This is a genomic window from Kribbella hippodromi (assembly GCF_039531045.1).
Classification (GTDB): domain Bacteria; phylum Actinomycetota; class Actinomycetes; order Propionibacteriales; family Kribbellaceae; genus Kribbella; species Kribbella hippodromi.
On record NZ_BAAAPH010000010.1, the window covers coordinates 212153 to 223793 of the forward strand.

The following is an 11641-nucleotide window of genomic DNA, read 5'->3' on the forward strand; positions in this document are numbered from 1 at the left end:
CACAATCGAGGAGACTGCTTGATGATCAAGGTCGGACTCATCGGTGCCGGCGGGATCGCGTCGGCGCACATCAAGGGCTATCGGGCGCACGCGGACCGGATCGGCGTCACCGCGGTCGCGGACGCGGTGCAGGAGACCGCGAAGAAACGTGGCGAGGAACTCGGCGCCACGGCGTACACCGACTATCGCGAGATGCTGGCCGCAGAGGAGCTGGACGCGGTCGACATCTGCCTACCGCATCATCTGCACCGGGACGCGATCGTCGCCGCGGCGGAAGCGGGCAAGCACGTGCTCTGCGAGAAGCCGCTCTGCCTCTCCGCGGACGAGGCCGCTGACGTACGCAAGGCAGTGACCGAGAACGGCGTGACGCTGATGTGCGCGCACAACCAGCTGTTCATGCCGGCGGTCGCGAAGGCCAAGGAGTTGCTCGAGGCCGGAACGATCGGCACCGTGTACGAGGTGCGTACCACCGACAGCTTCTACAACGACTTCGACCCGAGCTCGATGGGCTGGCGGGCGAGTGCCAAGACAAGTGGTGGTGGCGAGCTCATCGACACCGGGTACCACCCCACTTATCTGATGCTCCACCTCGCCGGTGGCCTCCCGGTCGAGGCCACCGCGATGCTCTCCACGCACCGGTTGAAGTTCATGGAGGGCGAGGATTCGGCGCAGGTGCTGATCCGGTTCGACAACGGCGTCGTCGGGCAGCTGGTGACCAGCTGGGCGTACCAGCCGGCCGCCTCCACCGAACGGTTCTCCGCTGTCGGCGAGCTCGGTTCGCTGACCAGTGACGGTACGTCGCTGTCGTACCGCCTGCGCTCCGGCGAGACCGAGACCTTCGAATTCGAACCGGTCGACACCTTCGTTGCCGAGATCGGTCACTTCGCCGACTCGCTCGCGAGCAAGCAGCGCCCGCTGCACACCGAGGCCGAAGGCATCGCCGTCCTCGGCATCCTGCTCGCCGCGTACGAGGGCTCGCGCACAAAGGCGATCGCGCCCGTCCTGCAAGTCTGAGCTAGAAGTAGAAGCCCTCCGCGAGGTCGGCGAGCAGATCGGGCTCGGTGGGCTGCCAGCCGAGGAGCTGCTGCGTGTACGTGGATGAGGCCGGCGCGTTCATCGCGGCGAACTGAGCAAGAAAGCCGAGGTACTGAGGCGCCTCGTCCGCGGTGATCGAGCGGGCGGGGAGCCCCAGTCCGCGGCCGATCGCCTCGGCGATGGTACGGAACTCGAAGCCCTCGTCCTGTACGGCGTGCAACCGGCTTCCGGCGGGTGCTGATTCCAGCGCCAGCCGGTACAGCCGGGCCGCGTCGAGCGTGTGCACGGCCGGCCAGCGGTTCGTGCCTTCGCCGAGGTACGCGGCGAAGCCGTTCTGCCGTGCGAACGCGATCAGCGCGGGCGCGAAGCCGTGCAGATCGAGCCGGCTGTGGGTGATGGCCGGCAGCCGGAGCACGGACGTCCGCACGTCCTTGCCGGCCAGGTCGACGACGAAGTTCTCGGCGTCGACGCGGTAGCCGCCGTTCGGATCGAAGTCGGCCTCGGTGCCCGGTCGATTGTTGACAATCCGCGCGAGCATACCGATCCCGGACGTACTGACCAGCGGCTTGCCGGTACCGGCCAGTGCATTGCCGATTGTCTGCAATGCGGCGAGATCGGACTCGGCCGCGCCGGCCAGATCGCCTGCCTGCATGGCGTCGTGCCGGAACGCCAGATGGATCACGCCATCAGCACCGGACGAGGCAGCGTGCAGCCGGTCGAGGTCGTGCAGGTCGCCGCGGACGGCCTCGGCGCCCCAGCCGGTCAGGCGCTGCGCCGACTCGTCCGACCGAGCCAGGCCGAGTACGGAGTGCCCGTGCGCCAGGAGCTCGGGGACGACAGCGGAGCCGACGTGGCCGGAAGCGCCGGTGATGAAGACACGCATGATGGTTCCCTTCGTGATGTCAGTTGGTGACATCACCACCGTACACCCTGATGTCATCATGTGACATCGGCTAGGATCGACGACATGGGACGGTGGGAACCGGGCGCGGCCGGACGGCTGCGAGAGGCCGCGCTGGCGCTGTACGCCGAGCGCGGGTACGACGGCACGACCGTCGCCGACATCGCCGATCGCGCCGGAGTCACCGCACGGACGTTCTTCCGGCACTTCGCCGACAAGCGCGAGGTGCTGTTCGCGGGCTCCGAGCAACTCGAACAGCACATGGTCAAAGCGCTGGCCGAAGCGCCCGCAAGCGCGACGCCGATGGAAACGGTCGCGGCCGCCGTACTGGCCTCGTCGGACCTCTTCGACACGATCCCGCAAGAGTACTCGCGGCGCCGGCAGGCGGTGATCAGCTCGACACCCGAGCTGCGGGAGCGCGAGCTGATCAAGCTGGCGACGCTGACCACCGCGCTCACGCAGGCACTGCTCGACCGTGGCGTCGAGCCGGACGTCGCCGCGCTGGCCGCCGAGACCGGGGTAGCGGTGTTCCGGGTCGCCTTCGGCCGCTGGATCGCCGCACCGGAAGGACCTGACGGCGTCGCGTTCGCGGACGTCATCCGCTCGACCCTCGACAACCTTTCCGGCCTCACCGCCTGACCAACCCCAGTCGGCTGCCGCAAGAGCAGGGCTGGTGGCGCAGCTCGGCGAGCACGGCCATGGGCTTGGGGACGGCGGCGCCGGGAATGATGTGCAAGGCTCTTGTTGTTTACGATTCAACTGAATTGGACGTGAGCGGACAGGAGTGGGCTGGATGACCGACGTGGCATTTGGGCTGGACACCTTCGGAGACATTCCGGTGGATGATGCCGGGGAGCTGGTGACGGCCGCGGCGGCGATTCGGCAAGTGGTGGACGAGGCTGTGCTGGCTGATCAGGTTGGCGTGGACGCGATCGCGCTTGGTGAGCATCATCGGCCGGAGTTCTCGATTTCCACCCCGGAGACGGTGCTCGCGGGGATCGCGACGCGGACCTCGCGGATCAAGCTCGGTTCCGGGGTGACCGTGCTCAGTTCGGACGATCCGGTGCGCGTGTTCCAGCGGTTCTCGACCGTCGACGCGCTCTCGAACGGGCGTGCCGAGGTGATTCTCGGTCGCGGATCGTTCACCGAATCGTTCCCCCTCTTCGGGTACGACCTCGCCGACTACGACGTACTTTTCGAGGAGAAACTGCAGCTCTTCACGCAACTCCTCGACGAAAAGCCGGTCAGCTGGAACGGCACCGTACGCCCCGCGCTCGACAACGCGGACGTCTACCCGAAAACCGAGTCCGGCCGGCTGGCGACCTGGGTCGGCGTCGGCGGGTCGCCACAGTCCGTTGTGCGGACGGCGTACTACGGACTGCCCTTGATGCTCGCGATCATCGGCGGATCACCGGAGCGGTTCGTTCCGTACGTCGACCTGTACAAGCGGGCGGCGGCGCAGCTCGGGACCGTCGCGCATCCGGTCGGCATGCACTCGCCCGGGTTCGTCGCGGAAACGGATGAGCTGGCGAAGGAGATCTACTACGAGCCGTACAAGGTGATGCGCGACCGGATCGGCGCGCTCCGCGGGTGGCCGCCGCTGAAGCGCGACGAGTTCGAGTCGGAGGTGCTGCATGGCTCGATGTACGTCGGCTCGCCGGAGACCGTCGCGCGCCGGATCGCCGGGGCGATCAAGACGCTCGATGTTGCGCGCTTCGACCTGATCTACTCAGGCGGCCCGCTACCGACGAGCGCCCGCCTGAAGGCAGTCGAACTGTACGGCACCAAGGTCATCCCACTAGTCCGCGACCTCCTCACCGAGAACCCACAGTGACGAATTCCCTGGGCGACCCGGACGCGACGGGCGCGAACGCGCAAGGCGCGATGGGCGTGTACGTGGAAGGTGCGGAGAGCGCGGGCGCGGAAGGTGCCGACCTGGAAGGTGTGGAGGGTGCGGGCGAGGGCGGTCCGAGGGGTGCTGGCGTGGGGCGTGGGCCGGTGGTTGGGATCTTGGGGGCGGGGAAGGTCGGTACGGTGCTGGCGCGGCTTGCGGTGGCGGCTGGGTACCGGGTGCTGATCGCGGGTTCCGGTGCGGTTTCGAAGATCGAGTTGATCGTCGAGGTGATCGCGCCGGGAGCTGTCGCCAGTACCGCGAGCGAGGTGGTCGCGGAGGCCGAGGTGGTGATTCTCGCGCTGCCGCTGGGGAAGTACCGGACGATTCCCGCGGATGCTCTGCGCGGAAAGCTCGTGATCGACGCGATGAACTACTGGTGGGAGGTCGACGGTATCCGCGACGACCTGACCGATCCGCGGACGTCGTCGTCGGAGCTCGTGCAGGAGTTCCTGGTCGGCGCGCAGGTGGTGAAGGCGTTCAATCACATGGGCTACCACGACCTGGAAGCCGGCGCGAGCCCCGCCGGTACGCCCAACCGCAAAGCCATCGCCATCGCCGGCCCAGAACCAGCCGCCACCCGCACCGCCGAGCTCGTTGACGCACTCGGTTTCGACCCAGTCCCCATCGGACCCCTCGCCGCCGGCAAGCACCTCCAACCAGGCACGCCCCCCTTCGGCGCCAACGAAAACGCGCTCACCCTCCGCACAATGATCCCCTCAACAGAGGTTGCCCCCTGAAATAGTGGGTTGCCCCCTCAAATTTTCAGGGGCCAACCCTCCACCCGAGGGGGCAAGCACCCGCCAGGCAAGCCAGGGCCGGCGCCGGCGGGGCCGGATGGGATGTACGCGGGCGGGGTGGGACGGGGTGTATGCGGGGGCGGGTGTTGCCGGGGTGGGATGGGGTGTACGCGGGGCGGGTGCTCGTTTGGTGGCAGGTGTCTGCGGGGTGAGTGCAGGTCCGGTGGGGCGGGTGCTGGACGGGTAGCGATGGGGTGAAGGCGGGGCGGCTGCTGGTGGGTGCGGGTGCTGGTCGGATGGGGCGGTGCGTGCGAGCGAGTGCCAGTCCGGTGGGATGTGCGGGCGGGATGAGTGCGGGTCCGGTGGGGTGGGCGGTGCGTGCGGGGTGTGGCCGGGTGCTGGTTGGGTGGGTGTGGTTAGGGCTCGCGGGCGATCGTGTGACCGGGGTGGTCGGCTCGGCTCGGTCGGCTGCGCAGCCGCTCGGCGCCAACGAAGACGCGACGATCCTCCGCACAATGATCCCCTCGACAGAGGTTGCCCCCTGAAATAGTGGGTTGCCCCCTCGGAATTTGAGGGGGCAACCCTCCACAGGAGGGGGCAACCCTCCACAGGAGGGGGCAAGCCCGCTGGGCGGGGGTGTGGTTGGGGGCCGACACCGGGCCGGGTCAGTGCTCGGAGACGACGGCGCCCGGCTTGTGTGGGGCGTCTGCCTCGGGCGTCTTGCGCGGGACGTCCGGTACGCACGCCTTGCGCGGGATGCCTGCCTGGTGTGGGGCGTCTGCCTCGGAGGTGTTGTGCGGGTCGCTTGGCTCGGTTGGATTGGTTGGTGTGGGTGGGGCGGTCGGGTTGGTTGGGTGGGTGGGGGTGGTTCGTTCGGCGCCGATGCCGGCGGTTACTACTGCGGCGATGCCGATGGATTGGAGGAGGGTGGGGGATTGGGTGAGGAAGATCCAGCCGATGAGTAGGGCGAGGGCTGGTTCCAGGCTCATGAGGGTGCCGAAGACGCCGGTGTCGAGGCGGCGTAGGGCGAGGTATTCGAGGCTGAAGGGGATTACCGGCAGGAGTAACGCCAAGCCGAAGCCGGTCAAGACCAGTTGCCAGGTCATTACGGGGATCGTGCTCGGGCCGGCGATCGCGGTGGCGACGAGGGCGGCGACGGGGAGGGAGACGCCCATGCCCTGCATGCCGGTGACGTTGCTGCCGAGGTGCTGGGTGAGGATGATGTACGCCGCCCAGCACGCCGCTGCGCTCAAGGCGAAGAGCACGCCGATGCCGTCGACCGATCCACGCCACGGTTGCGTCAGGAGCAGCACGCCGACGAACGCCAACGCAGGCCAGATCAATCGCCCCCGGCTACGTACGACCGCGACCCCAAGCGGACCAAGGAACTCCAGCGCGCTCGCCGTCCCGAGCGGTAACCGCGCCACTGCGGCCATGAACAGCAACGTCACCCCCGCGGTCGCGACCCCGAGACCGATCGCGACCAGGAACGAGTTCCGCGAGAACGAACTCGGCCGCGGCCGGAACAGCACCAGCACGATCAACCCGGCACATGCCAGCCGAAGCCAGGCCGCGCCTTCCGGACCGACCCGGTCGAACAGCCCGACCGAGGCGGCCAGGCCGAGCTGGACCATGGTCATCGAGAGGACCGCGAACGCGACGCCGGTCCGGCTTCCACCTGTGCGCATGTCCCCAGTGAAGCCGCCGAATCCGTTCGCGTCCACGTGGGATTCCTGGACAGACCGTTCATGATCAATAAACAATCAAGGGAAGGAAGGAAAGAAGAGCTGGGTGCGGCGCGGGGGAAGAAAGGAAGGGGTCGGTGTCGGCGCGGGGGAGGAAAGAACGGTTCGGTGCGGAGAGGAGGGGCGATGGATGTGCGGCGGCTTGAGTTGTTGGTTGCGCTTTCTCGGCTGGGTTCTATGCATGCGGTCGCGGAAGCACTCAACGTCACCACTTCGACTGTTTCGCAGCAGATTGCTGCGCTTGCTAAGGAGGTTGGTACGCCGCTGGTCGAGCCGGCTGGGCGGCGGGTTCGGTTGACTCCGGCGGGGCGCCGGCTCGCGGGGCATGCGGTGCACATTCTCGCCGCGCACGAGGCGGCCCGGGCCGATCTCGATCCGTCCGCGACGCCGGCCGGTACGGTCCGGGTCGCCGCGTTTCATACCGCGATCCGGGACAGTCTGCTGCCGGTCGTGCATCGGCTGGCGGTCGAGCATCCCGCCGTACGCCTGGAGATCCAGGAGCAGGAACCGCCCGACGCCCGCGCCATGCTCGAACGCGATCAGGTCGACCTCGCGATCGGGTACGACTACAACCTCGCGCCCGCGCCGATCGACGCCTCGCTTGAAATAACACAGCTCTGGCAGTCGAGCTGGAGCCTCGCCGTACCGTCCCGCTCCCGCCGCACCCCCGGTACGTCGGCCGACGTACTAAGCGCGTTCGCCAACACCGATTGGATCGTCAACTCCCGCAACACCGCCGACGAGCAGGTCGTGCGTACGATCGCCGCCCTCGCCGGATTCGAACCGCACATCACGCAGCGCGCCGACAGCCTCCAACTGGTCAGCGACATGATCATCGCCGGCCTGGGCGTCGCCCTGCTGCCCGCCACCTACCCGAAAACCACGGGCATTTCGCTCCGCCGCCTGCACACGCCCGAGCCGCGCATGCGCGCGTACACCCTCACCCGCCGCGGCCACGCGAACTGGCCGCCACTCGCGTTACTACTCAGCCTGTTACGCCAGCGAACCCACTAGTCTGAGCAGGCACAAAGAGGAGGGCTGCGGATGCGCAGGATCTTGGTGGTGGGCGGCGGGTACGCCGGCTTCTACACCGCGTGGCGCTTGGAGAAGAAGCTGCGGCGCGGCGAGGCCGAGGTGGTGATCGTAGACCCGCGCCCGTACATGACGTACCAGCCGTTCCTGCCCGAGGTGGTCGCCGGGTCGGTCGAGGCGCGGCACGCGGCGGTGTCGCTGCGGCGCAATCTGCGCCGGACCAAGATCGTCGCCGGCATGGTCGTCGGCATCTCGCATGCGGACAAGGCGGTGACCATCCGGCCGGCGCAAGGCGCTGATTTCACGATGGCGTACGACGTGATCGCGGTGACCGCCGGCGCGGTGACACGGACGTTCGATGTACCAGGTGTCGCGGATCGCGCGATCGGGATGAAGCACGTCGAGGAAGCGGTCGCGATCCGGGACCGGATGTTCACGGCGTTCGACGAGGCAGCCGGGCTGGAGCCGGGACCGCTGCGGCGGAAGCTGCTGACGGTCACGTTCGTCGGCGGTGGGTTCTCCGGGGTCGAGGGGTTCGCGGAGCTGCTGTCGATGGCGCGGGCATTGCTGAAGAAGTACCCGGAGCTGTCCGAGAGCGACCTCGCGTTCCACCTGGTCGAGGCGAGTGGGCGGATTCTGCCGGAGGTCAGCGACAAGCCGGGCGAGTGGGTCGTACGGATGCTCGAACGCCGCGGTGCGTCCGTACATCTGAACTGCACGATGACCTCGGCCGACGACGGGCATGTGGTCTTGTCGGACGGCACCGAATTCGACTCCGAGCTGATCGTGTGGACCGCGGGCAACGCCGCGACCCGGTTGCTGCGGAACCACACCGATCTTCCGCACAACGCGCGCGGGCTGGTGCAGGTACGGGCTGATCTGCGGATCGGTACGCAGACCGAGATCGTTCCGGACGCGTGGGCGGCCGGTGACGACGCGGCGGTACCGGACCTGGCCGCGTCGCGCCCCGATGCGTACACGGTGCCGAACGCGCAGAACGCCGTACGCCAAGGGAAACTGCTCGCGAAGAACCTGCTGCGATCGTTGCGCGGACACGAGCCGAAACCGTACGTCCATCACAGTCTCGGCGCGATCGCCACGCTCGGCCTCGGCACCGGCATCTTCCAGTACCGGCGGATCGTGATCAAAGGTCTGCCGGCTTGGCTGATGCATCGGGGTTACCACGTGCTCGCGGTGCCGACCTGGGACCGGAAGGTGCGCGTACTGGCGATCTGGCTCGCGTCGTTCTGCTACGGCCGGGACATCGTGTCGCTGGCATCGGTGCAAAGCCCCCGCGACGCATTCGCAGCCGAAGCCAAAGCCGCAGCCAAGACGGCAGCCAGAGCCGCGGCGCTCAAGGTAAAGCAACCGGAGTAGCTCACAGCGAGACCAGTACGACGGTGGCGGTCGCGCATGCCAGGCCGATGAGCTGCCGCCGGTTGAGGCGTTCGTGCAACACAGCGATGCCGAGGATGACGGTGACAGCCGGATAGAGCGACGTCAGGACGACCGCCACCGAGAGCGCCTGTTCTCGGCTCGCAAGCATGAAGGCACTGATCGCGGAGGTCCCGAGCACACCGGACGCGATCGCGAGCGCGGCGGTGCTGCGCCGCATGCGGAGGCGCTCTCGGCGTACGGCGATCGGCGCGACCGTGAGGATCGCGACCAGCCGATTGAGTGCGAGCGGCCACAAACCAGCGGCTGCGTCGGCATGAGCCAAAGCCACGTACTGCAAGGCGAACGCGGCGCCGGACAGCAGCGCCCAACCGGCTCCCGCGGTCGTACCGGTCCGTGGTCCGCGTCCGCTCGTCATCAGCCAGATCGCCGGGCCCGCGATCGCGAAACCGGCCCACGACCACCAGCTGAGCTTGTCGTGCAGCAGCGCGACCCCGATCACGACCGGGATCGCGACCCCGGCGACATCACTGAGCGGTACGACCAGACTGAACCGCCCGGTCTTCATCGCCTCGAACAGGAATGCGGCGCCGAGCCCGGTCCCGATACCGGACAGTGCGCCCCAGCCGAGCGCGGCCGGCGTGATGTGGGGCGCGGCGACGAAGAGCGCGATGATCGTGACGAGTGTGACCCCGAACAGCTGTCCGACCAGCACGACGACGGTGCTGTGTACGCGGCGGGCGGCGAGCCCGGCGGCGAAATCCGACAGGCCGAAGCACAACGCGGAGGCCAACGCGAGTCCGATACCCACGCGCCACCAGTAACCGACGGGCGGTCCGGCAAACCCTCTACTTGATCCGGGTGAGTCTGCCGTCGTCGGCGATCCGGATGGTGGTCTTGCGGGTGCCGACGGTCAGGTCGACGAAGTACATCGAGCCGGCCGTACGCGTCGTGTACGACACCGTCTCGGTCGAGTTGGCCGGGACGATCGCGGACAGGATGGTCGCCGTACTGCCGTTGCGATTGAACTTGACCACGGGCGCGGCCTGCCGGTGGAAGATGTCCGGGTAGTACCAGCCCTGCACCGGATCCTGCTGACCTTGGACCACAGTGATGCCATCGGCCGGCGGCTGCTGCTGGTACGGGATCTGCAGCAGGTACGTCTTCGATTTGTCACCCGGCTTCGTCGCAACAGCTGTGGTGGGGGACTGGATCGTGACCTTCTGCTCCGGTGCGAGATGCCACAGCGTCTCGTACCGCTGGTCGCTCGCCGACTGCCCGCGATCCAGGGTGATGACCAGGTCGGGGTCCTTCAGTACCAGCACGTCGCGTTTGCGGGTCACGTCCGGCGCGGGGGAGTCGCTCAGCGAGTACGACTCCCAGGCCGGCGCGATCGCTGCCCGTAGCAGCCGGGTCTCGACCGAGGCCGTCTGCGCAGACGGGATCGTCATCACGTTGTGCGCGGCCTGACTCTTCGACCAGGCCTGCCACTTGTCCAGCTGGTAGCCGGAGTGACCCGGATCGATCAGGATGTCGCGGCCGTGCGAGGAGTACGTGAGCGACATGTGGTCGTCGTGCCCGTGCAGCTGGCGCGCCGGACCGTACCGGATGCTGTACGTGGACTCGTCCGCGAACGGTCGCGTCTCGCCCCAGCCGGTCCGCCCGAACACGTACCCGGCGTCGAACACGGCGGCGCGCTTCGGCGGCTTGGCGCCCTTCTTCCCGGACGATGCGGCATAGTCGAGTGATGTGCCGGCGGCGCCGACCGCCTTCTGCCGTACGGCATCACCGACCTGTTGCAGGTAGCCCGTCGACTTGGTGGCGAGCGCCAGCCACTCGGCCAGCGCCTGCCGCCGCTGGGAGATCACCGGCCCCGGATCCGAACCGCAGCGCTGCAGTGCGGTGGTCGCGCGGCCCCAGAGTGTGTAGTTGAACATCGCGTACCCGACGGACTGCTCGTTGGTCGATCCTTGCGGGTCGATCGCGGTGGTGATCGCCTGCGTCAGCCGGTCGACGGCGAGCTTCTTCAGGTCCGGGCGCTTCAACGTGCAGCCGACGCCGAACAGCGCGATGCTCTCGTCGGTGCCGTGGTTCGACAGGCCGCTGAAGTTCGCGATCATGAACTGCGCGTGGTCGATCAGCGCTTTGTCCAGCCACGCGTACTGCGCCGGCAGCGTCTTCACGTGCAGGCCGGTCAGCACGGCCTGCCGCGTACACAGCAGCACGTTGGTGCGGTGCATCGTGGCTTCCCAGGCGCCGACATCGCCCTTCCAGCTGTACGGGTTGTCCTGGACCCAGTCGCGGATGATCGCGAGGACGTGCCGGAGTGCTTTGCGGTCGCCGTTCTGGCCGGCCTGAATGCCCTTGCCCAGCCAGCGCAGCGAGTGCAGCCACATGTACCAGCTCGGTTTCTTGTACGGGTCCGAACGCCAGTTGATGTCGCCGTTCCCGGTGCCGACCTTGTACGGCGGGTCGTCGCCCCACGCGAACGTGTCGTTCATCAGCATCGGCAACGGGACCTTCGACTCGATGCCGCTGAAGCCGGGGCACTCGTACGTACCGGTGACCGCGACCGGCGTCGAGGGGGCGGCCGTGGCTGGGGTGTCGACGCCTGGGAGCGGTTCGTCGGTCGATCCGGGGAGGGTCGGTTCGGTGGTGCTCGTCGGGGTGGGTTTGCTCGGGGTCGGCGATCCGGTCGCGGCGCTCGGCGTACTGCGGTCGCGCGCGCCTGGCATCAGCACGAAGACGGCGCCGGCGAAGGCGACCGCGCAGACCAGTACGCAGGCAAGCGTCAGCGCGACGGTCCTGCCGAACCGTCTTCGCTGCTGCGACTCCACGCCCTCACCCCCCGCCGGAACCCCCACACCATAAACGACGCCGGGTACATCGAAGGTTGCATCCG

Annotated in this window: 10 protein-coding genes; 6 read left to right on the forward strand and 4 right to left on the reverse strand. The window is 68.1% G+C overall.

Annotation, left to right across the window (positions count from 1 at the left end; genetic code table 11):
* Window positions 1-21 precede the first annotated feature (21 nt).
* A complete protein-coding gene (locus ABD260_RS17735; protein WP_344234680.1) occupies window positions 22-1014 on the forward strand; it encodes a Gfo/Idh/MocA family protein in 993 nt (330 codons plus the stop codon).
* Between the two features lies 1 nt (window position 1015).
* Here ABD260_RS17735 and ABD260_RS17740 read toward each other — a convergent pair whose 3' ends face one another.
* Entirely contained in the window at window positions 1016-1918 is a 903-nt protein-coding gene (locus ABD260_RS17740; protein ID WP_344234681.1) for an SDR family oxidoreductase, read from the reverse strand.
* Window positions 1919-2002: 84 nt separating this feature from the next.
* Here ABD260_RS17740 and ABD260_RS17745 point away from each other — a divergent pair, with 84 nt between their 5' ends.
* The 3 genes from ABD260_RS17745 to ABD260_RS17755 all read left to right on the forward strand — a co-directional run bounded on the left by ABD260_RS17745 (window position 2003) and on the right by ABD260_RS17755 (window position 4567).
* The gene (locus ABD260_RS17745) at window positions 2003-2575 is read left to right on the forward strand and encodes a TetR/AcrR family transcriptional regulator (RefSeq protein WP_344234682.1); all 573 of its coding nucleotides are present in this window, start codon (window positions 2003-2005) and stop codon (window positions 2573-2575) included.
* A 154-nt stretch (window positions 2576-2729) separates the two neighbouring features.
* The gene (locus tag ABD260_RS17750; protein WP_344234683.1) at window positions 2730-3770 is read left to right on the forward strand and encodes an LLM class flavin-dependent oxidoreductase; all 1041 of its coding nucleotides are present in this window, start codon (window positions 2730-2732) and stop codon (window positions 3768-3770) included.
* Entirely contained in the window at window positions 3767-4567 is an 801-nt protein-coding gene (locus tag ABD260_RS17755; RefSeq protein ID WP_344234684.1) for an NADPH-dependent F420 reductase, read from the forward strand. The genes ABD260_RS17750 and ABD260_RS17755 overlap by 4 nt, the downstream gene beginning before the upstream one ends.
* Window positions 4568-5232: 665 nt before the next feature.
* Here ABD260_RS17755 and ABD260_RS17760 read toward each other — a convergent pair.
* Window positions 5233-6255, reverse strand: coding sequence for an EamA family transporter (locus ABD260_RS17760; protein ID WP_344234685.1), 1023 nt, complete (start codon window positions 6253-6255; stop codon window positions 5233-5235).
* 183 nt (window positions 6256-6438) lie between these two features.
* On the opposite strand from ABD260_RS17760, the gene ABD260_RS17765 reads away from it, so the two are divergent.
* Both ABD260_RS17765 and ABD260_RS17770 read left to right on the forward strand, forming a co-directional pair.
* Entirely contained in the window at window positions 6439-7326 is an 888-nt protein-coding gene (locus ABD260_RS17765; RefSeq protein WP_344234686.1) for a LysR family transcriptional regulator, read from the forward strand.
* A 30-nt stretch (window positions 7327-7356) separates the two neighbouring features.
* Window positions 7357-8721, forward strand: a complete 1365-nt coding sequence (locus tag ABD260_RS17770) for an NAD(P)/FAD-dependent oxidoreductase (RefSeq protein ID WP_344234687.1) — start codon at window positions 7357-7359, stop codon at window positions 8719-8721.
* A gap of 1 nt (window position 8722) precedes the next feature.
* Here the strand turns inward: ABD260_RS17770 and ABD260_RS17775 are convergent, their stop codons facing one another.
* Window positions 8723-9550, reverse strand: coding sequence for a GRP family sugar transporter (locus ABD260_RS17775; protein ID WP_344234688.1), 828 nt, complete (start codon window positions 9548-9550; stop codon window positions 8723-8725).
* A 37-nt stretch (window positions 9551-9587) separates the two neighbouring features.
* Complete coding sequence (locus ABD260_RS17780; protein ID WP_344234689.1) at window positions 9588-11576, reverse strand: heparinase II/III domain-containing protein; 1989 nt, start codon at window positions 11574-11576, stop codon at window positions 9588-9590.
* Window positions 11577-11641: the final 65 nt, after the last annotated feature.

Excerpts from the sequence above, each read along its gene's own strand:
- ABD260_RS17735 (WP_344234680.1), top strand. The coding sequence starts at position 22 with ATGATCAAGGTCGGACTCATCGGTGCCGGCGGGATCGCGTCGGCGCAC.
- ABD260_RS17740 (WP_344234681.1), bottom strand. The coding sequence starts at position 1,918 with ATGCGTGTCTTCATCACCGGCGCTTCCGGCCACGTCGGCTCCGCTGTC.
- ABD260_RS17745 (WP_344234682.1), top strand. The coding sequence starts at position 2,003 with ATGGGACGGTGGGAACCGGGCGCGGCCGGACGGCTGCGAGAGGCCGCG.
- ABD260_RS17750 (WP_344234683.1), top strand. The coding sequence starts at position 2,730 with ATGACCGACGTGGCATTTGGGCTGGACACCTTCGGAGACATTCCGGTG.
- ABD260_RS17760 (WP_344234685.1), bottom strand. The coding sequence starts at position 6,255 with ATGCGCACAGGTGGAAGCCGGACCGGCGTCGCGTTCGCGGTCCTCTCG.
- ABD260_RS17765 (WP_344234686.1), top strand. The coding sequence starts at position 6,439 with ATGGATGTGCGGCGGCTTGAGTTGTTGGTTGCGCTTTCTCGGCTGGGT.
- ABD260_RS17770 (WP_344234687.1), top strand. The coding sequence starts at position 7,357 with ATGCGCAGGATCTTGGTGGTGGGCGGCGGGTACGCCGGCTTCTACACC.